21 protein-coding genes and 1 tRNA gene are annotated in these 18,546 nt (G+C 63.5%); 12 read left to right on the top strand and 10 right to left on the bottom strand.

The features are described 5' to 3' along the window. From L630_RS23290 to L630_RS0117315, 5 genes are all read left to right on the top strand, one after another. Positions 1-226, top strand: a 226-nt coding sequence (locus L630_RS23290) for a hypothetical protein (RefSeq protein ID WP_210164331.1), incomplete at its 5' end; no start/stop codon positions are given. 707 nt (positions 227-933) lie between these two features. Beyond that, positions 934-1,482 carry a hypothetical protein gene (locus L630_RS0117330; protein WP_024849486.1) on the top strand — a complete coding sequence of 183 codons (549 nt, stop codon included), beginning with the start codon at positions 934-936 and terminating at the stop codon, positions 1,480-1,482. Continuing rightward, the gene (locus L630_RS22265) at positions 1,479-3,854 is read left to right on the top strand and encodes an autotransporter outer membrane beta-barrel domain-containing protein (protein WP_024849485.1); all 2,376 of its coding nucleotides are present in this window, start codon (positions 1,479-1,481) and stop codon (positions 3,852-3,854) included. Before L630_RS0117330 ends, L630_RS22265 begins: the two co-directional genes overlap by 4 nt. 7 nt (positions 3,855-3,861) lie before the next feature. After that, entirely contained in the window at positions 3,862-4,488 is a 627-nt protein-coding gene (locus L630_RS0117320; RefSeq protein ID WP_024849484.1) for a L,D-transpeptidase, read from the top strand. Positions 4,489-4,868: 380 nt separating this feature from the next. After that, positions 4,869-5,591 carry a hypothetical protein gene (locus tag L630_RS0117315; protein ID WP_024849483.1) on the top strand — a complete coding sequence of 241 codons (723 nt, stop codon included), beginning with the start codon at positions 4,869-4,871 and terminating at the stop codon, positions 5,589-5,591. A 109-nt stretch (positions 5,592-5,700) separates the two neighbouring features. Here the strand turns inward: L630_RS0117315 and L630_RS0117310 are convergent. Next, positions 5,701-5,790: transfer RNA gene (locus tag L630_RS0117310), tRNA-Ser, on the bottom strand. A 203-nt stretch (positions 5,791-5,993) separates the two neighbouring features. On the opposite strand from L630_RS0117310, the gene L630_RS0117305 reads away from it, so the two are divergent. Continuing rightward, entirely contained in the window at positions 5,994-6,317 is a 324-nt protein-coding gene (locus tag L630_RS0117305; protein WP_024849482.1) for a hypothetical protein, read from the top strand. A 27-nt stretch (positions 6,318-6,344) separates the two neighbouring features. Beyond that, the gene (gene msrA, locus L630_RS0117300) at positions 6,345-7,019 is read left to right on the top strand and encodes a peptide-methionine (S)-S-oxide reductase MsrA (RefSeq protein WP_024849481.1); all 675 of its coding nucleotides are present in this window, start codon (positions 6,345-6,347) and stop codon (positions 7,017-7,019) included. Between the two features lie 36 nt (positions 7,020-7,055). On the opposite strand, the gene L630_RS0117295 is transcribed toward msrA, so the two are convergent. From L630_RS0117295 to L630_RS0117275, 5 genes are read right to left on the bottom strand one after another with little or no spacing between them, the layout of a single operon-like run. After that, the gene (locus L630_RS0117295; protein ID WP_024849480.1) at positions 7,056-8,393 is read right to left on the bottom strand and encodes a folylpolyglutamate synthase/dihydrofolate synthase family protein; all 1,338 of its coding nucleotides are present in this window, start codon (positions 8,391-8,393) and stop codon (positions 7,056-7,058) included. Positions 8,394-8,424: 31 nt separating this feature from the next. Then, the gene (accD, locus tag L630_RS0117290) at positions 8,425-9,300 is read right to left on the bottom strand and encodes an acetyl-CoA carboxylase, carboxyltransferase subunit beta (protein WP_024849479.1); all 876 of its coding nucleotides are present in this window, start codon (positions 9,298-9,300) and stop codon (positions 8,425-8,427) included. A gap of 37 nt (positions 9,301-9,337) precedes the next feature. Beyond that, positions 9,338-10,177: a tryptophan synthase subunit alpha gene (gene trpA, locus L630_RS0117285; protein ID WP_024849478.1), complete on the bottom strand. Its 840-nt coding sequence runs from the start codon at positions 10,175-10,177 to the stop codon at positions 9,338-9,340. A gap of 43 nt (positions 10,178-10,220) precedes the next feature. Continuing rightward, entirely contained in the window at positions 10,221-11,441 is a 1,221-nt protein-coding gene (trpB, locus tag L630_RS0117280; protein ID WP_024849477.1) for a tryptophan synthase subunit beta, read from the bottom strand. A 25-nt stretch (positions 11,442-11,466) separates the two neighbouring features. After that, entirely contained in the window at positions 11,467-12,123 is a 657-nt protein-coding gene (locus tag L630_RS0117275) for a phosphoribosylanthranilate isomerase (RefSeq protein ID WP_024849476.1), read from the bottom strand. Between the two features lie 73 nt (positions 12,124-12,196). Between L630_RS0117275 and L630_RS0117270 the strand changes: the two genes are divergently transcribed. Continuing rightward, complete coding sequence (locus L630_RS0117270) at positions 12,197-12,412, top strand: hypothetical protein (RefSeq protein WP_024849475.1); 216 nt, start codon at positions 12,197-12,199, stop codon at positions 12,410-12,412. A gap of 2 nt (positions 12,413-12,414) precedes the next feature. Here the strand turns inward: L630_RS0117270 and L630_RS0117265 are convergent, their stop codons facing one another. The 4 genes from L630_RS0117265 to L630_RS0117250 form a co-directional block, all read right to left on the bottom strand. Further along, positions 12,415-13,182 (bottom strand): M48 family metallopeptidase, encoded by a 768-nt coding sequence (locus L630_RS0117265; RefSeq protein ID WP_024849474.1) that lies wholly within the window; start codon positions 13,180-13,182, stop codon positions 12,415-12,417. Between the two features lie 90 nt (positions 13,183-13,272). Next, positions 13,273-13,725 carry a DUF2852 domain-containing protein gene (locus tag L630_RS0117260; protein ID WP_024849473.1) on the bottom strand — a complete coding sequence of 151 codons (453 nt, stop codon included), beginning with the start codon at positions 13,723-13,725 and terminating at the stop codon, positions 13,273-13,275. A 74-nt stretch (positions 13,726-13,799) separates the two neighbouring features. After that, positions 13,800-14,984, bottom strand: a complete 1,185-nt coding sequence (locus tag L630_RS0117255) for a benzoate/H(+) symporter BenE family transporter (protein WP_024849472.1) — start codon at positions 14,982-14,984, stop codon at positions 13,800-13,802. Further along, positions 14,984-15,769, bottom strand: a complete 786-nt coding sequence (locus L630_RS0117250; RefSeq protein WP_024849471.1) for an alpha/beta hydrolase — start codon at positions 15,767-15,769, stop codon at positions 14,984-14,986. Before L630_RS0117250 ends, L630_RS0117255 begins: the two co-directional genes overlap by 1 nt. A 192-nt stretch (positions 15,770-15,961) precedes the next feature. Between L630_RS0117250 and infC the strand changes: the two genes are divergently transcribed. From infC to pheS, 4 genes are all read left to right on the top strand, one after another. Further along, positions 15,962-16,498: a translation initiation factor IF-3 gene (infC, locus tag L630_RS0117245; RefSeq protein WP_024849470.1), complete on the top strand. Its 537-nt coding sequence runs from the start codon at positions 15,962-15,964 to the stop codon at positions 16,496-16,498. 162 nt (positions 16,499-16,660) lie between these two features. Further along, complete coding sequence (rpmI, locus tag L630_RS0117240) at positions 16,661-16,870, top strand: 50S ribosomal protein L35 (RefSeq protein WP_024849469.1); 210 nt, start codon at positions 16,661-16,663, stop codon at positions 16,868-16,870. A gap of 35 nt (positions 16,871-16,905) precedes the next feature. Beyond that, the gene (rplT, locus tag L630_RS0117235; protein ID WP_024849468.1) at positions 16,906-17,307 is read left to right on the top strand and encodes a 50S ribosomal protein L20; all 402 of its coding nucleotides are present in this window, start codon (positions 16,906-16,908) and stop codon (positions 17,305-17,307) included. 145 nt (positions 17,308-17,452) lie between these two features. After that, complete coding sequence (gene pheS, locus L630_RS0117230; protein WP_024849467.1) at positions 17,453-18,538, top strand: phenylalanine--tRNA ligase subunit alpha; 1,086 nt, start codon at positions 17,453-17,455, stop codon at positions 18,536-18,538. Positions 18,539-18,546 lie beyond the last annotated feature (8 nt).

The raw sequence follows: 18,546 nt of genomic DNA, 5'->3' as shown, positions 1-18,546 counted from the left end.
AGATCCGAAGATCCTTCTCAAGTCCCGCGAGCCTCTGCCGCCCACGTTTCTCTTTCTTCGCTATTCAGTTGTCAAAGATCAGACACAAAACAGTGTCCCGGGCTCCATCACCATCGGCTTCAGCCCGACGAGGTTCGCTCACGCGGCTCGCTTGAATGTCGTCCAACTCGCGGATCACAAGAGCGAAGCTCTTCGCCGCCAGCAGCGCCGCCGCCGTCGTTGGTGAGGCGTATATAGGCCCCACTCCCCAACCATGTCAACGACATTTTGCGAGAAAAATCATCTTTCTGCGGAAATTTCTAAGGGCGTTCCCAGGGCTTTCGGAGAAGGGCGGGAGACTAAGTATCCGCTCAAGAGTTGGCGCCAAACGCTGCAATATACCAGCCAGCAAAGGACAGGGAGTGGCAGTAAGGTATGTCAACAAGTCGGGGATGGAGCGGAGAGACCCGCTGACGGATGCAAAGATTTCTAAGTTGAGGCGATACAACCTGAAGCCGGAATACAACATTAGGCTTTATTTCCTTCTTTAGACCGTTTAGCCTCATCTTCAAGCGTGGGGGCGCTGGGCAACGGTGACAGCTTATGAACGAGAGTTTCTCGCTCCCCCCGCGCTTTGCGCAGAATTTTCCTCCATCAGCACATGAGATCAGGGTCAACCGGCGGCTAAAACAGGCACTGGCTGCATCGGTATTCGGCGGACTGGGCTTGTTGTCGGCGGGCGATCAGGCACGCGCCGCTGACTAATGCGGCGCCGCGAGCGGCACACCACCGTCGATCACCTGTGCCGACACGGCTCTCAATCCCTATGCCGGGGGCATCAACTATACGACGACGACAGGATTCGACCTCGCCGTCGGCAGCGGAATCGTCGTCGATCGTGATCCGGGCTACGACTTTGACGGCATCCACCTCGACGGCTTCGGGGACGACCTGTTGCGGGTCACGATCGCCACTGGCGTCTCGGTTTCAACCGACGGCACGGTAGCGGACGGTGTCCAGGTGCACGCCAATGGCGGCAACAGTGACATCGAGATCATCTCCGGCGCCAACGTGACCATACTCAATTCGCTCGAGTCACATGGCATCATCGGGCGAATCGATGACACTTCCGCGGCCGACCTCATTACGACCAGCGACGGCAGCATCCTGATTCGGCAACTTGCCGGCAGCACGATCGACGTGCGCGGTTCCGGCTTCGGTATCTATGGCATCCATTACGGGCTGGGTCCCGTGAGGGTCGAGGCATTCGGGGACGTGCTCACGGCCGGATCATCGGCCTTTGCCATCAGCTCGTGGAACCTCAACCCGTCGGCAACTGGCGCGGTTGCCGGATATCTTGCTGATACCGGCAGCGTGTTCACCGACGGCGAGGAAGGCGTTGGCATCTACGCCCTGAATTATGGCTTCGGGGCGGCCACGATCGACGTCTCGGGCTCCATCGAAACCGCGCAGATCTACTCGACGGCGCCCTCTCGCTGGTGAACAATGGCAGCAGCAGCGCCAATGCAACGATCGACATCAACGAGGCGGGCTCCGTCTGGGTGCGAGGTGAACAATCCTATGGTGCATGGTCGTATAATCTTGGCTCCGGGGAAGCGCGCGTCACGAATCTCGGCAGCGTTCTTGCGACCGGCTCTCAGTCCGGCGGCCTGACGTCATTCGCCACGGTGGGAGACGCCATCGTCACGAACTTCAGCAGCGTGACCGCCAGCGGCGAGTATGGCACCGGCATCATCGTCGATTCGGTCTCGGGCGCTGCAAGTGTCGAGATTGCCAGCGGCGCAACCGTTACCGGTGGCTGGCAGGCGGATGCGACCGGCGCGGGACCAAGCTCAAACCGGCCCTCCTCCGGCGTGCTGCTGAGGTCGATGGCAAGCACGCTGACCAATGCCGGCACGATCACCGCCGCGTCCGACCGCGCGATCGCCGACGTTGGCCGCTGGGAGGCTGCGCGGGGCGCGGTCGCAACCACCAACGGCGGGACGGTGACCGGCTTTCTGGAACTCGCAGCGGTTGCCGGCAACAGCTTTGCCAATACGGCGGGCGGCCTGTTCGACGTGCGCCACTTTGCCGACACCGATGGCGACGGCACCCGCGACACCAAGCGCGTCGCGATCTCCGACTTTGGCGCGGCCTCGAGCAGCTTCGACAACCAGGCAGGCGCACTGGTGCGGCTTGCTCCCGTCAGCGGCAATGCGGCGACCGACCCGGCCGGCTACTACGTGCCGACGACGGGCGCGGGCAATACGCCGCTCGAGGCGAGCTACTACAACCTTTCGCGCAATGGCATTGTCCAGGGCCAGTTCACCAATCTCGGCGCCTTCAGCCATAGCGGCGTCATCGACCTGCGCGGGCCGCAGACCGGCAACACGCTGGTGATGACAAGCAATGCGACGGCTGGCGGTGCGGCCGGTACCGGCGTCTTTACCTCCAATGGCGGCACGCTCCTCCTCAACACCGTGCTCAACGAGGGGGTGGCGGCCGGCGGCGGCAGCGGCTCCTATTCGGACGTGCTGGTGGTCGATGCCACCTCGCTCGGCAGCGCGCCGACGACGATCGTCATCGACCGGCGCGAGGGCGCCGGCGCCCAGACTGTCGACAACGGCATTTTGCTGGTCGAGGTGCGCAATGCGGCAGCCTCGGCGCCGGGCGTGTTCACGCTGCAGGGCGACTATGCGGTCGATGGTGAACAGCGGATTCTCGCCGGCCTCTACAGCTACGCCCTCTATCACCACGGCATCGGCGGCGACGCAGCCGACGGCAACTGGTACCTGCGCAATGTCGCCTTCACGCCGACCGTGCCTGTCTATCAGGAATATCCGAAGGTGCTCGTCCCGCTCGTCGACCTGCCGACAAGGCAGCAGCGTGTGGGCAACCGCCACTGGCGTGATCCGGCAGACGTGGCTCCCGCCGAGACCGTGTTCTGCAAGGACGCGAGCCAGAACTTCCGCTGCACCGTCACGGAGGAGCAGGCAAGCTACTATGTCGGCAATGACGGCAGCGTCGTGCTCGAAACCAATGGCATCTGGGACCGGATCGAGGGCGCGCGCGGCCATTACGAGGCTGCGTCGGCAACGGCGGAAGCGGAATATGACGAGACGCTGTGGCGGCTGCAGGCCGGCATTGACGGCCTGTTGCATGAGAGCGACAAGGGCCGGCTGATCGCGGGGCTTTCCGTACACTACGGACAGGTCAATGGCGACATTGCCTCTGCGTCCGGGCTCGGCGAGATCGATGCGCAGGGCTATGGCGTCGGCGGCAGCCTCACCTGGTACGGGATGAACGGGTTCTATGTCGATGCGCAGGCGCAGGTGAGCTGGCTGAACAGCGACATCAGCTCGACCACGCTCGGAACCGTGCTCGCCGACGGCAATGACGGACTTGGCTACGCGCTCGGCATCGAGGCCGGCTACAAGTTCGCGCTCAACGAGACCTGGTCGCTGACGCCGCAGGCACAGCTCGTCTATTCGCGCATCGACTTCGACGACTTCACCGATCCGTTCGGTGCAACCGTTGCCCTGCGCGACGGCGACTCCTTGCGTGCCCGCGTCGGCCTTGCCGCCGAATACGAAACCCGCTGGACGGCGGCAAACGGGACGAAGTCGCGCGCGAGCCTCTACGGCATCGCCAACCTCTACCACGAGTTCCTCGACGGCTACCGCGTCGCGATCGCCGATGGGGAGGTGACGAGCCGCAACGACCGGCTGTGGGGCGGTATTGGCGTCGGTGGGACGCTCAACTGGAATGACGACAGGTTCTCGGTCTATGGCGAGGCGTCCGTTGCCACCAGCCTCGAACACTTCGGCGACAGCCACTCCGTCGCCGGAACGATCGGCCTGCGCGTGAAGTGGTAGGCGCCGGGTGACGATCCTGTCGAAGGGCAAGCAGATCCGGGCGGCATTCCTGCCGCTCGGTCTGCTCTTGCTGGCGGCGTGCTCGACCCGCAGCGAAACCGGCCCCTCGCTGGAACAGCTGAAGCTCGCCTATGCCAACGAGCCTTATGAAGTGCGGATCGTGAACCGCGAAAAATTCGATGCGCGGTTCCGGCCGACGATCGTTCCGGCACCGCAGGGCATGCCGGTCGGCTCGATCCTCGTCGATACCCGCGAACGGTTTCTTTATCTGGTTGAAGAAGGCGGGAAGGCGCGGCGCTATGGCGTGGCCGTCGGCGCGTCGGGGCATGCGTGGTCGGGTACGGCCACGATCGGCCGCAAGGCGAAGTGGCCCGGCTGGCACCCGACCGACGATATGCGCAACGAAACGCCCGGCCTGCCGCAGCGGATCGAGCCCGGGCCGCACAACCCGCTCGGCGCGCGGGCGCTCTATCTCTACCAGGATGGGCGCGACACGCTTTATCGCATCCACGGCACGTCCGAGCCCTGGACCATCGGCACCGAAGCCTCGTCAGGCTGTATCCGCATGCTGAATGAGGACGTCATCGACCTTTATGACCGGGTCGCCAGCGGGGCCATGGTGAGGGTGATCTGAGGGCAAGTCGCCAAGAAGCAGACAGCAGCGAGCTCTGGCGAGCAGGCGCCTCTTTATCATTCTCCTCTCACTTCCGCGGCTAGCCGAGGCAGGAGGTCACCCGGATTTGACTCGGCGGCCTGCCCGGCCGATATGGAGAGCGTCAACAAGCTCACCGCCGGATGCTGGCGGAAGCCGGATCCGGACGCAACCCGAGGACGGACTTCGTTATGACTGCCTGCGATAGCGTTCTCTTTCCGCTGATCATCGGAGCCAGCGCAAACCATGCGCCTCGGTTGCCGCGGCGCTGATCGCCGACGGCAACCGCGCAAGCACCACCCAACACTGCTGAATGGTTTGTGATGCTGCAGCTGAGGCTGTGGCACGAATGGGCATTGGACATGACACTTTGGACGGAAGTTGCGCGTCACCGGACGGAGTCCGGCGACCAGATAATCCTGCGCCAGCGCGGCAACGTCTTCGAGATTCGCTTCAACGGGCTGGAGCTGATGTCGAACCTCAACCACCAGTCCGAGACGATGCTGGCCGAGCGCAGCGCCCGCTTATACGGGGGGCCGGCTCGGCGCGTCTTCATTGGCGGTCTCGGCATGGGCTTTACGCTTCGCACCATGCTCGAATGGCTCGAGCCGGACGGGAAGGTAACAGTTTGCGAGCTCGTGCCGGAGATCATTGAATGGAACCGGCGCCATTTCGGGCATCTTGCGGGCCATCCGCTCAACGACCGTCGCGTCGAGCTGCGGGTCGGTGACGTGCTGGACGTGCTGCGCGAGGCGAGCGGGGGCTACGAGATGATCCTGATGGATACGGACAATGGCCCCGACTATACGGTCCGGGAGACGAACGGCGCAATCTATGAGAATCCCGGCCTCCGTTCGGTCTGGAACCGGCTTGCGGCAGGCGGCCTCGCCGCGTTCTGGTCCGCAACGATCTCGGACGAGTTCGAGGAGCGGCTCGACCAGCTTCCGTGGTGCTGGCACCGCGAGGACATCTGCCTCGACGGCGGCCGGGCGGATGCATTCCACCACATCTACTTCGCAACAAAACCCGCCGCCGATGCTGCATCCGAGGTGGCGGCGGAAGATGCGCTGGAGCCCATCGGCTAACCTTGGCTGCGCCGGCGGGAGGGAAACTTCCTGCCGGCGGCGTTTCGGGCGAATTGGACTGAAGACGCAGTTACCGGTGCGAAGGAAGAATGAAATTGCTTGGAGAAACTGGCGGAGAGAGAGGGATTCGAACCCTCGATACGGTTTCCCGTATACACGCGTTCCAGGCGTGCGCCTTCAACCACTCGGCCACCTCTCCGCAGCCATGTTTCGCCGAAGCGAAACAGGTTGATGCGCTCACTTAGTCGATCTCGCGCCGGATGCCAAGACGCCTTGTGGCGCTTTCTGGAATAAGGTGCCGCAGGCTCAACTTGTCGTGTCGATCATTGCCAAGAAACCGCGCGACGCCTATCTCTTGGCAAGGAAAACCTCCGCCAGAACCTGCTTTCGCGAAGGCGCACGATGTTCAGAGCTCTGTTTCGCCTGCTGTCGATGATTGCGCTTTCGATTGCCGTCATCATGGCCGTGATCGACGCCACACGTTCGGTTGCCGCCGAGACGCTGGTGATGACACCGCTGATTTCGTCATGGCGCGACGTTGCGCCCTCGCTGCTTGAAGGTCTCGAGCAGTCGATGACGCGTTCGCTGCCGCCGTTCCTATGGGACCCGGTGATGACGACGATCCTGAGCCAGCCCGGCTTTGCGATCTTTACGGTGCTTGCGCTGCTGTTCGCGATGATCGGCAGGCGGCCCGCTGCTCCGAGCAGGTTTGCTGTCGGACGCTGAACCCCGTCAGGGGGAAAGGAGAGATGAATGTTCTTCCTGAGCGACATGCTGAACAAGAAGCTGAAGCTGCCGGCTCCCGAGGAAGCCCTGCCCGGCCGCGCGCAGCCGATCCCGACGGCGACGCATCATGACGTCTCGGGCCTGCCGCTGCATGGGCCATACCCTGAAGGTTCCGAGATCGCCTATTTCGGCATGGGCTGCTTCTGGGGCGCCGAGCGCCTGTTCTGGCAGACGCCGGGCGTGATCGTCACCGCCGTCGGCTACCAGGGCGGCATCACGCCGAACCCGACTTATCAGGAGACCTGCACCGGGCTGACCGGCCACGCCGAGACGGTGATGGTGGTTTATGACCCGACCAAGGTGAGCTTTTCGAAGCTGCTGCATATCTTCTGGGAGAGCCACGACCCGACGCAAGGCATGCGCCAGGGCAACGATGTCGGCACGACCTATCGCTCGGTGATCTTCACGACGACGGACGAGCAGCTGAAGGAGGCGCTTGATTCACGTGAAGCGTATGGCGCGGCACTGATGGAAAAGGGCCTGTCGCGAATCACCACCGAGATCGCGCCGGCGCCGGCTTTCTACTTCGCCGAGGCCGATCACCAGCAGTACCTGTCGAAGGTGCCGAACGGCTATTGCGGCCTGCGCGGCACGGGCGTGTCGTGCCCGATCCCTCAGCCGGCAACGGCCACGGCCTCTTAAACGTCAAAAAATAGTCGGGACAAAGACCCCGCCGGCTCAGGTCGGCGGGGTTTCGTTTTTGCGCAGCACTTCGCCCATCAGATAGAGCGAGCCGGAAATCAGGATGCGCGGCGGATGGGCCTTGTCCACCCAGCTGTCACGCAAGAGAAGCAGCGCGTTCTCGATCGAGGCGACCGGTTCGGCTGAAAGTCCGGCCGCAGCGGCGCGGGCCGCGAGCTCGTCGTTCGCGACGCCCGCGTCGCTCTCGTTGACCGGTACGGTGTAGACGTGGCGGACCATCCCGGCGAAGTTGCGGAAATAGCCGGTCTGGTCCTTGGTGTTGATCATGCCGGCGATCATAAACAGCGGCAGCGGCCGTTTGTCCTCGCGCTCGGCGAGCGCCTCGGCAATGACGATACCGGCGCCCGGATTGTGACCGCCGTCGATCCAGATCTCGGCACCTTCGGGAGCAAGCTCGACGAGGCGGCCCTCGGTCAGGCGCTGCATGCGGCCGGGCCAGGAGACCGACGTCACCGCCTTTTCGGCAATCTCCTCGCTCATGCGGAAGCCGGCAGCGCGCACACCCGCGATTGCCGCGGCGGCGTTGGCGTACTGGTGGCGGCCGGGCAGGCGCGGCAGCGAAAGATCATAGAGGCCGAACTGGTCCTGATAGACCATGCGGCGGTTTTCCTCGTAGGCCACGAGGTCCTGCCCATAGACCTGCAACGGGCAGCCGAGCCGCTCCGCGGTCTCGACCAGCACCTCAAGTGCCTCATCGTGCTCCTGTGCGCCGACGATCACCGGGCAGCCGGGCTTGATGATGCCGGCCTTTTCGGCAGCGATCAGTTCGACGCGGTCGCCGAGATAGGCTTCGTGATCGAGCGACACCGGCATGATGATGGAAACGGCGGGCTTCGCGATCACGTTGGTCGCGTCGAAGCGGCCGCCAAGGCCGACCTCGACGATCGCGGCGTCTGCCGGGTGCTCCGAGAAGAGCAGGAACATCACCGCGGTGAGAATCTCGAAGACGGTGATGGTCTCGCCATTGTTGGCCGCGGCGACGCGGGCAACAGCATCGGCCAGCACCGCATCCTCGACCAGCTTACCGCCGCCCTCGGCGCCGAGGCGGTAGCGCTCGTGCCAGTTGACGAGGTGCGGCGAGGTATGGACGTGGCAGGTATAACCGCCGGCCTCGAGCAGAGCACGCGAGAAGGCGGAAGCCGAGCCCTTGCCGTTGGTGCCGGCGATGTGGATCACCGGCGGCATGCGGTCCTGCGGGTTGCCGAGGCGTTCCAGCAGGCGGGAAATGCGCGTCAGCGAGAGATCGAACCCTTTCGGGTGGAGGCTCATCAGCCGTTCGATCTCGCGATCAGCCGCCTGCGTTCCGGTGCTCATGACCAAGCTTCCAAACCTTGCCGGTTGCCGCTCAGGCGGCAGCCTGAACCGATGCTTCCTTCTGCTTGAGAAGGATCTTCAGGAGGCGGGCGACGGTCTGCTTCATCTCGAGGCGCGAGACGACCATATCGACCATGCCGTGTTCCATCAGGTATTCGGAGCGCTGGAAGCCTTCCGGCAGCTTCTCGCGGATCGTCTGCTCGATGACGCGCGCGCCGGCAAAGCCGATGACCGCACCTGGCTCGGCGATGTGGACGTCGCCCAGCATCGCATACGAGGCGGTGACGCCGCCGGTGGTCGGGTTGGTCAGGACGACAATATAGGGCAGACCCGCCTCCTTGAGGCGGTCGACCGCAACGGTGGTGCGGGCAAGCTGCATCAGCGACAGGATGCCTTCCTGCATGCGCGCGCCGCCCGATGCCGAGAACAGTACCAGCGGGCGCTTCTTCGCGATCGCGGTCTCGAAACCGTTGATGATCGCCTCGCCGGCGGCCATGCCGAGCGAGCCGCCCATGAAGGCGAAGTCCTGCACGGTAGCGACGATCGGCAGACCCTCGATGCTGCCGAGGGCGGAGAGGACGGCGTCCTCGAGGCCGGTCTTGGTGCGGTATTCCTTGAGGCGGTCGATGTAACGCTTCTCGTCGCGGAACTTCAGCGGATCGACCGGAACCTTCGGGTTCTCCAGAAGCTCGTAGGCGCCGTCATCGAAGAAGTGCTTCAGCCGCTCCTTGGCGGCAATCTTCATGTGATAGCCGGAGCCGGGAATCACCCACTGATTGTTCTCGAGGTCGGTGTGAAACACCATCTCGCCGGTCTCGGGATCCTTGATCCAGAGGTTCTCGGGCATATCGCGACGGCCGAGGATCGAATTGATCTTGGGCCGGACATAGTTGGTGATCCAGTTCATGGCGTTCTCCGCTCTCGTTCTGGGAGAAGATAAGGAGCTATTGGGCCGCAGCAAGGCGGGCGCTGCGCGCGCCCTGTGCAAGGCCGGTCACCAGGGTGGCGACTGCTTCGGCGGGATCGGCAACGGTCTTGCCGTCCGGGCCGAGCACATTTGCAACAGCGTTGACGATTGCCGTGCCGACGACGACGCCGTCAGCCGAGGCGCCGATGGCACGGGCCTGCTCGGCGGTCTTGACGCCAAAGCCGACGCAGACCGGCAGGTCGGTGTGCTGCTTGATGCGGTCGACGGCGGTTGCGACCTTGCTGGTGTCCGGCAGGGCCGAACCGGTGATGCCGGTCATCGAGACGTAGTAGACGAAGCCCGACGTGTTCTCGAGCACCTTCGGCAGGCGCTTGTCGTCAGTGGTCGGCGTTGCGAGGCGGATGAAGTTGATGCCTGCGCGCACAGCCGGGATGCAGAGCTCCTCGTCCATCTCCGGCGGCAGGTCGACGACGATCAGGCCGTCGATGCCGGCGGCCTTGGCGTCGGCCAGGAAGCGCTCGGTGCCGTAGATGTAGATCGGGTTGTAGTAGCCCATCAGGACGATCGGCGTCTCGTCGTCTTCCTTGCGGAATTCGGAGGCCATCTGCAGCGTCTTGGCGAGCGTCTGGCCGCCCTTGAGCGAGCGCAGCGCAGCGGCCTGGATCGCCGGGCCGTCCGCCATCGGGTCGGAGAACGGCATGCCGAGCTCGATGACGTCGGAGCCGGCCTTCGGCAGGGCCTTCATGACGCGCAGCGAGGTTTCATAGTCGGGGTCGCCGCCCATGAAATAGGTCACGAGCGCCGGCCGTCCCTCGGCCTTGAGCTTCGCCATCCGGCGATCGATGCGGGTCGTCATGCGGTGTCTCCGGGAAGTCTCTTGGCGGTGTCGTCCGGCGGTCTCAGATTTCCATGCCCATCATGCCGGCGACGGTATGGACGTCCTTGTCGCCGCGGCCCGACAGATTGACGATGATGATCTGATCCTTGCTCATGGTGGGGGCGAGCTTCATCGCATGCGCGATGGCGTGGGAGGATTCGAGAGCCGGGATGATGCCTTCCTTCTGCGTGGTCAGCTGGAACGCTTCCAGCGCCTCGTCGTCGAGGATCGGCAGGTATTCGACGCGGCCGGTGTCGCGCAGCCACGAATGCTCCGGACCGACGCCCGGATAGTCGAGGCCGGCCGAGATCGAGTGGCCGTCGAGGATCTGGCCGTCATCGTTCTGCAAAAGGTAGGTGCGGTTGCCGTGCAGCACGCCCGGCTTGCCGGCATTCATCGACGCGCAGTGCTCGATGCCATCAAGGCCGCGGCCGCCGGCCTCGATGCCGATGATGCGCACGTCCTTGTCATCGAGGAACGGGTGGAAGATGCCGATGGCGTTCGAGCCGCCACCGACAGCGGCGATCACGACGTCCGGCAGGCGGCCTTCCTGCTCGAGGATCTGCTCGCGCGCCTCGCGGCCGATCACCGACTGCAGCTCGCGGACGAGCTCCGGATACGGGTGCGGGCCGGCGGCGGTGCCGATCAGGTAATAGGTGTCCTCGACATTGGTGACCCAGTCACGCAGCGCCTCGTTCATGGCGTCCTTGAGCGTGCCGTGGCCGGCGGAAACCGCCTTCACCTCGGCGCCGAGGAGCTTCATGCGGAAGACGTTCGGCTTCTGGCGCTCGACGTCGGTCGCGCCCATGTAGACCACGCAGGGGAAGCCGAAGCGGGCTGCGACGGTCGCGGAAGCGACGCCATGCTGGCCGGCGCCGGTCTCGGCGATGATGCGCTTGCGGCCCATGCGCTTGGCCAAAAGGATCTGGCCGAGGCAGTTGTTGATCTTGTGCGAACCGGTGTGGTTCAGGTCCTCGCGCTTGAAATAGATCTTTGCGCCGCCGAGGTGCTTCGACAGGTTCTCGGCGTAATAGAGCTTGGACGGACGGCCGGCATAGTGCGTCGACAGCGCCTGGAGCTCAGCCTTGAAGGCCGGGTCGTTCTTGGCCTCGTTCCAGTGCTTTTCCAGGTCGAGGATCAGGGGCATCAGCGTCTCGGCGACGAAACGGCCGCCATAGATGCCGAACATGCCCTGTTCATCGGGTCCGGTGCGGAACGAATTCGGTGCCACGGGCTGGTTCACGGCCGGTCTCCTGCACGATAGGGCATCAGGCCGCCATTGCCTGCGCGGTCCGGACTGCCTTGAAGAATTCCTCGATCAGCGCCGTATCCTTGATGCCCGGCGCGCTTTCCACTCCCGACGAGATGTCGATTCCGGGCGGATTGGAAAGACGCAGCGCATCGCCGATATTGGCGGCGTTCAATCCTCCGGAAAGCATGTAATCGATGCCGGGGTCAAGGGCTGGGAGCAGCCGCCAGTCAAAGGAAACACCGTTTCCACCCGGAAGCTCCGATCCTTTCGGCGGCTTGGCGTCGAAAAGGAAGCGATCGGCGACGCCGCGGAACGGCTCGATCTTCGCAAGATCCGCCGCCTCGCTGATCGAAAACGCCTTCATCACCGGGCGGCCATAGCGCGCCTTGACCTCCGCCACCCGCTCCGGCGTCTCCTTGCCGTGCAGCTGGACGATGTCCGGCGACAGCTCGGCAACGATCTCGTCGAGGAAAGCGTCGTCCGCGTCGACCACGACCGCGACCGTCTTCGCCCTGCCGTCGACCACCTTCTTCAATTCACGCGCGTGCGCGGGCGCGATGTTGCGCGGGCTCTTTGCGAAAAAGATGAAGCCGACATGGCTCGCGCCGCCGTCGATGGCTGCGCGAATGGCTTCGGGCGTCGAGAGGCCGCAAATCTTGATATCGAGGGTCATGCGTCCTTAACCGCACAAAATTGCGCGAACATCAAGGCACGCAACGTTTGCAGGCGAGCCGCGTTATGGCGGTATGGAAGATGATGTTGAGATACTCAAGGCGAAATTGCGCCAGGCGGCGGCGGTCATCGCCCAGCTGACGGGCAAGGACGACGTCCTCGGTGGCGAGGGCAAGCGCGCCCTTGAATATTTTAACAGCGACCACTTCGACCCGGCTTTCCTGCCCTGGCCGAAGCCGGAAGAAGAAAGCATACGGCCCGAAGACCTCAACGCGACGAACGACGACTGACTTCAGCCGAACTCGATTGCCTGCAGCGCGCCGCCATTGCGCTTGAGCCAGGCGCGCGCTTCGTCGGTGCGCGGGCAAAGCTCCCGGCACAGCGCCCAGAATTTCGGGCCGTGATTCATTTCCTTCAGATGCGCGACTTCGTGCGCGACGAGATAGTCGACCACCGTCAACGGTGCCATCATGATGCGCCAGTTGAAGGAGAGCGTGCCGTCCGAGGTGCACGAGCCCCATCGCGAGGTTGTGTCCTTGAAGCGGATTGCCTTTGCCTTGCGGCCGACCGCCTGCGTGTGCTTCGCAACCAGCGCCTCGATGTCGCGCTTGGCTTCGCGCTTCAAGAAATCCGCCAGCCGGCGTGGCAGGTGCTGCAGATCGCCGTGCACGAACAGCGCATCCTGCCCCTCAAACTCGCCCACTGAGACGGTACCGCGCTTGCCGGCCTCATGGATGATGAGATGCGGGCGGCCGCGCAGCGGCATCTTCACGCCCGGGCGCACCTGCGGTTGATCGGGAAGCTTTGCGAGCCTTGTTTCGAGCCAGCCCTGATGACGGTCGAGAAAGCGTTCGACCTCACCGCGAGCTAGACCCGGCGGAACGGTGATGCGCAGCCCCCTGCCCCCGGCGTCGATGCGCAGGGTCAGGCGCTTGGCGCGATGGTTCTCGAAGATCCTGAGCGGCAGTTCGCGATCGGCAACGACATGGGTGCGCTCCTCCATTGTGATGGAGCGCGGCGCCTTTTTCTTCCTCGGGCTGGAGAACAAGCCGAATGCCATGCGGGCCATCTTAGATTGATTCGGGCAAACAAAAACGGCGCCGGTGGTCCAGCGCCGTCTTCTTCATTTCGCGCGCGTGGCGCGGTGTGATCAAACGTCGTCGAGGAGATTGTCGCCGTTGCTCGGCTTGCGCGCGTCGGAAGCCGGAGCCGACTTCGAACGCTCCGCCATGAAGCGATCGAACTCTTCCTGGTCCTTGGCGCGACGAAGCTCACGCAGGTAGCTGTCGAACTCTTCGCGCATCGCGTCGAGCTTGCGGCGCTCTTCCTCGATGCGGGCGAGTTCAGCCTCGCGCCAATCGTCGAAAGCGACGTTGCCGGTACGTCCCAAACGCTGGTGTGAGTGCATACCCGAACCTTTCCTGAAGGAGCAGAACTTGTCGCGGGCCTTGCTCAGGTCGCCCTTGACGTCTTCAAGGCGGTCGCCCCACAGGATGTAGGCAAGCATGGCAAGGCCAAGAGGCCAGAAAACCATGAAGCCCACGACCATCAGCGCGATGGTTGCCGGTGTCCACGCGGGACGGATCAGGGCAGTCTTGGTCATTGCGTTGCGTTCCTTGTCTTCCAGTCAGCCCCTATGGCTGCATGAAAAACACATGGGAACGCGAAAACGGCGATTCAAGAAGACTTCGCAGTTGCTTCCGCGAGAGCGACGTTCGTCTTGCGGGACTTGACCCGTTCAAGGCCCAGAACTGCAATGCCTGCGACCAGCCCCCAGAAGGCGGAGCCGACGCCAAAGACGGCGAGGCCAGACGCTGTGACCGCAAACGCAACCGTCGCCGCCGTGCGCTCCTGCGGATCGTTCATGGCCAGCGTCAGCGCGTTGGTCAGTGGCGCGAGAAGGCCAAGACCTGCCACAAGAATGATCAGGTTCGCCGGCAGGACCGCAAAGATCGCCACAAGCGAGGCACCAAAGAACGCAAAGACAGAATAGGTAAGCGCGTAGAACGGTGCCGTCAGCCATCGCTGCTTTGGATCAGGATGCGCATCGGGCGACGTACAGATCGCGGCCGATATTGCGGCCAGATTGGTCGTCAACGCATTGAACGGCGCGGTCAGGAGTGAAAACAGCCCCGTCAGCGCAACCAACCTGCCTGCCGGCGGCTCGTAGCCGGCGGCGCGGAGGATCGCGAGGCCAGCAAGGTTCTGCGAGGCCATGGTGACAAGAAAAATCGGAATCGCGAGGCCGAAAAACGCCCCGACGGTGAATTCCGGTGTCGTCCAGACGAGGGTCGAGATTTCAGGCGCGGGCAATGGTCCAACGCGTCCCGTCAGCCATGCTGCCAAGCCGCCGCCGATCAGAACAAACAGCACCGACATGGCCGGATTGATCAATCGGAAGATGAAGAAGGCAACAATAAGCGGCAAGATCAGCACCGGATCAACCGTCGCGCTCTTAGCGGCCGCCATGACGAAGCTGACGACGATGCCGGCCAACATGCCTGAAGATACCGACGAGGGGATACGCGAGATCAGCCGCGTCAACGGACGGAACATGCCGGTGATGACCAGCAGCACCGCAACCGCAATGAACGCACCGACGGCCTCCGCCATCGTGAAACCCGAGCTTGCGCCGATGAGCGCTGCGCCCGGCGTCGTCCAGGCTGTGATGATCGGCGTGCGGTAGTGCCATGACAGGATCAGCGAGCCGAGCGCGATGGCAATGCACATGCCGGTGACCCAGCTTGCGGTCTGCGCCTGCGTTGCGCCAACCGCATCGGCGGCCGCAATGATCAACGCAAGCGTGCCGCCGAACCCGACGACCGCTGCAACAAAGGCCGAAGCCGCCGCCGAAAAACGCATCAGGCCTGCCCTGTCCGTTCGATCAGCCCCTCCAGGGCCGAGATGATCATCGCCAGGTCCTGCGGCCGCGACAGGCGGTGGTCGCCGTCGCGGATCAGCGACAGCGTCACGTCATCGGCGGGCAGATGTTCGACCAGCCGGAGCGCGTGGTGGTAGGGCACGTCCGGATCGGCCATGCCCTGCAGGATGTGCACCGGACAGTGGGTGTCGATGAGGCCAGTCATGACGCGGTTGGCTCGCCCGTCATCGAACAGCGCCTTGGTGTAGACGTTCGGCTCCGGCGAGTATTCCGACGGCTCCTCGAAATAACCTTTCTCCTCGAGGTCGCGCTTTTGCTCGTCGGTGAGCTGCGGCTCCATCAGGTCCGTGGTGAAGTCAGGCGCGGGCGCGAGAAGAAGAAGACCAGCAAGGCGGCCGCCCTCGCCTGCCCTGTGCAACTCCTGAACCATACGCAGTGCAATCCACGCGCCCATCGACGAGCCGACGAGAATCTGCGGGCCTTCCGTTCGCCGGCGCAGCACCTCGAGGCTCTGCTTGAGCCACAGCGAAATGGTGCCATCGACAAAGCGGCCGCCCGACTCGCCATGGCCGGAATAGTCGTGGCGGATGAAGGCGTGGCCCTTCTCCTGTGCCCAGTCTGAAAGCGTCTCCGCCTTGGTGCCGAGCATGTCCGACTTGAAGCCGCCCAGCCACATCACGCCGGGGGTCGCGCCCGCGACCTGCCGCAGCGCGATGCGCTCTCCGTCGACGTCGATGAACTCTGGCTCAGCCGGCGTGGTGGACATTCGTTCGGTACTTTCCTATCTGTTGGCGAGTGAAATCTGCAAAAAAATGTAGTCGCGTACACCCTGATTCTTCGGCGAGCGCGTGATTCTTTCCAGCTCTTGTGATAAATGCACATGCGCTGCAGCGCGCTGAATCGGCGAGCGCGGCGAGATTTCATCCCGGCATATCAACGATTCGAGGAGACTACGACCATTCGCAGACCATTCAAAGCCACGGCGCCTGTCAAGGAAGGCCCCCGTTCCAACCTTGAGATCCGCGTGCCCCAGGTTCAGCTCATCGATGCTGAAGGACAGAACCGAGGCGTCGTGTCGATCAACGAGGCGCTGCTCCTGGCCGAAGATGCAGGCATGGACCTCGTGGAGATCGTTCCGCACGCACAGCCGCCTGTCTGCAAGATCACCGATCTCGGCAAGATGAAGTACCAAAGCCAGAAGAAGGCTGCGGAGGCGCGCAAGCGTCAGAAGACCATCGAGATCAAGGAGATCAAGATGCGTCCGAACATCGACGACCACGACTACGAGACGAAGATGAAGGCGGTCCGCCGCTTCTTCGACGATGGCGACAAGGTCAAGCTGACCCTGCGCTTCCGTGGCCGCGAGATGGCGCACCTTGAGCTCGGCATGCAGCTTCTGAACCGCGTCAAGGCTGAGGTCAGCGAGATCGCGAAGGTCGAAGCCGAGCCGAAGCTCGAAGGCCGGCAGATGATGATGGTTCTGGCCCCGAAGTAAGAAACGGAGTCAGGTTGCGCTTTTGCGGGCACTCCGCTATAGAGCGCGCGTTCGAAGAGCCGCCCGGCAGGGCATGCCGTGGCGGTTTCTTATGCTTCTCAGGCTTTGGTCGGCCTGAAGCAGACCTGCTCCGGCAACGGAGCGCAGAGAAAGGAAAGCAAAATGCCCAAGATGAAGACCAAGTCTGCCGCGAAGAAGCGGTTCAAGATCACCGGCACCGGCAAGGTTCTGTCCGCCGCTGCCGGCAAGCGCCATGGCATGATCAAGCGTTCCAACAAGTTCATCCGCGACGCTCGCGGCACGATGGTTCTCGCTGAACCCGATGCCAAGAAGGTCAAGACGTACTTCCTGCCTAACGGCGGCGGCCTCTGAGAGCCGGCTGGTAACGAGTTTAAGGAGATCATCAGATGGCACGCGTGAAGAGGGGCGTTACCGCCCACGCCAAGCACAAGAAGGTTCTTGCCCAGGCTAAGGGTTTCTACGGCCGCCGTAAGAACACCATTCGTATTGCCAAGCAGGCAGTCGAGAAGTCGCTCCAGTACGCCTACCGCGACCGCAAGGCCCGCAAGCGCAATTTCCGCGCTCTGTGGATCCAGCGCATCAACGCGGCTGTCCGCGAGCACGGCCTGACCTACGGCCGTTTCATCGATGGTCTGAACAAGGCTGGTATCGAGATCGACCGCAAGGTGCTGTCCGACATCGCGATCCACGAGCCGCAGGCTTTCGCCGCGCTCGTCGCGAAGTCGAAGACCGCGCTTGAGTATCTCAAGGACACCACGCCGAACCAGTTTGAGAGCGCAGTAGCCTAAGGCCGCCGCGCTTCCCAAGCTTTCGCAATCTGAATTGGGAAACCCGCGCCGGCAGGGCTGGCGCGGGTTTTTCCTTGTTGAAACTCCAGAACTGACAGCGGCCGCGCGCCGTCCGCATGCCAACGGATGAAATCAGGACGCCCACATGAGTGAACTCGAACAACTGGAACGCTCGATAAGCGATGCCATCGCTGCGGCCTCCGACGAAGCGGCTATTGAAGCGGTCCGCGTCGCCGCGCTCGGCAAGAAGGGCAGCATCTCCGAAAAGCTCAAGTCGCTGGGTGCAATGAGCCCCGAAGAGCGGCAGGTGATGGGCCCGGCGATCAACGGCCTCAAGGATCGGGTCACCCAGGCGCTGACCGCCCGCCGCACCGAGCTGCGCGACGTCGCCATCAACGCCCGCCTCAAGGCGGAAACCGTCGACGTGACGCTGCCGGTCCGCGACGCCCCGGCGGAGCGCGGACGCATCCACCCGATCAGCCAGGTGATCGACGAGATCACCGCGATCTTCGGCGATCTCGGCTTCTCGATCGCCGAGGGTCCGGATATCGAGACCGACTACTACAACTTCACCGCGCTGAACTTCCCGGATGGGCACCCGGCGCGCGAGATGCATGACACCTTCTTCTTCAACCCGAACGAGAACGGCGAGCGCAAGCTTCTGCGCACCCACACCTCGCCGGTGCAGATCCGCACCATGGAGAAGCAGAAGCCGCCGATCCGCATCGTCATCCCGGGCAAGACCTACCGTCAGGATTCCGACGCCACCCACTCGCCGATGTTCCATCAGGTCGAGGGCCTCGTCATCGACAAGACGGCTAACGTCGCCAACATGAAGTGGGTGCTGGAGGAGTTCTGCAAGGCCTTCTTCGAGGTCAAGCAGGTCAAGATGCGCTTCCGGCCGTCCTTCTTCCCGTTCACCGAGCCGTCGCTGGAAGTCGACATCCAGTGCGATCGCTCGCGTCCAGGCGAAGTCCGCTTCGGCGAGGGCAACGACTGGATGGAGATCCTCGGCTGCGGCATGGTGCACCCGAACGTGCTGCGCTACGGCGGGCTCGATCCGGACGAGTACCAGGGCTTTGCCTGGGGCATGGGCATCGACCGCATCGCCATGCTGAAGTACGGCATGCCGGACCTGCGCGCCTTCTTCGACGCCGATGTCCGCTGGCTGTCGCACTATGGCTTCCGTCCGCTCGACCTGCCGACCCTGTTCGGCGGCCTGAGCCAGTAATTTCCAAG

The organism is Aminobacter sp. J41 (genome assembly GCF_000526635.1).
Classification (GTDB): Bacteria; Pseudomonadota; Alphaproteobacteria; order Rhizobiales; family Rhizobiaceae; genus Aerobium.
This window is presented reverse-complemented; position numbering and strand designations above follow the sequence as displayed.

Coding starts and splice junctions, on each gene's coding strand:
- L630_RS0117315 (WP_024849483.1), top strand. CDS start 4,869: ATGACACTTTGGACGGAAGTTGCGCGTCACCGGACGGAGTCCGGCGAC.
- L630_RS0117305 (WP_024849482.1), top strand. CDS start 5,994: ATGTTCAGAGCTCTGTTTCGCCTGCTGTCGATGATTGCGCTTTCGATT.
- msrA (WP_024849481.1), top strand. CDS start 6,345: ATGTTCTTCCTGAGCGACATGCTGAACAAGAAGCTGAAGCTGCCGGCT.
- L630_RS0117295 (WP_024849480.1), bottom strand. CDS start 8,393: ATGAGCACCGGAACGCAGGCGGCTGATCGCGAGATCGAACGGCTGATG.
- accD (WP_024849479.1), bottom strand. CDS start 9,300: ATGAACTGGATCACCAACTATGTCCGGCCCAAGATCAATTCGATCCTC.
- trpA (WP_024849478.1), bottom strand. CDS start 10,177: ATGACGACCCGCATCGATCGCCGGATGGCGAAGCTCAAGGCCGAGGGA.
- L630_RS0117275 (WP_024849476.1), bottom strand. CDS start 12,123: ATGACCCTCGATATCAAGATTTGCGGCCTCTCGACGCCCGAAGCCATT.
- L630_RS0117270 (WP_024849475.1), top strand. CDS start 12,197: ATGGAAGATGATGTTGAGATACTCAAGGCGAAATTGCGCCAGGCGGCG.
- L630_RS0117265 (WP_024849474.1), bottom strand. CDS start 13,182: ATGGCATTCGGCTTGTTCTCCAGCCCGAGGAAGAAAAAGGCGCCGCGC.
- L630_RS0117260 (WP_024849473.1), bottom strand. CDS start 13,725: ATGACCAAGACTGCCCTGATCCGTCCCGCGTGGACACCGGCAACCATC.
- L630_RS0117255 (WP_024849472.1), bottom strand. CDS start 14,984: ATGCGTTTTTCGGCGGCGGCTTCGGCCTTTGTTGCAGCGGTCGTCGGG.
- L630_RS0117250 (WP_024849471.1), bottom strand. CDS start 15,769: ATGTCCACCACGCCGGCTGAGCCAGAGTTCATCGACGTCGACGGAGAG.
- rpmI (WP_024849469.1), top strand. CDS start 16,661: ATGCCCAAGATGAAGACCAAGTCTGCCGCGAAGAAGCGGTTCAAGATC.
- rplT (WP_024849468.1), top strand. CDS start 16,906: ATGGCACGCGTGAAGAGGGGCGTTACCGCCCACGCCAAGCACAAGAAG.
- pheS (WP_024849467.1), top strand. CDS start 17,453: ATGAGTGAACTCGAACAACTGGAACGCTCGATAAGCGATGCCATCGCT.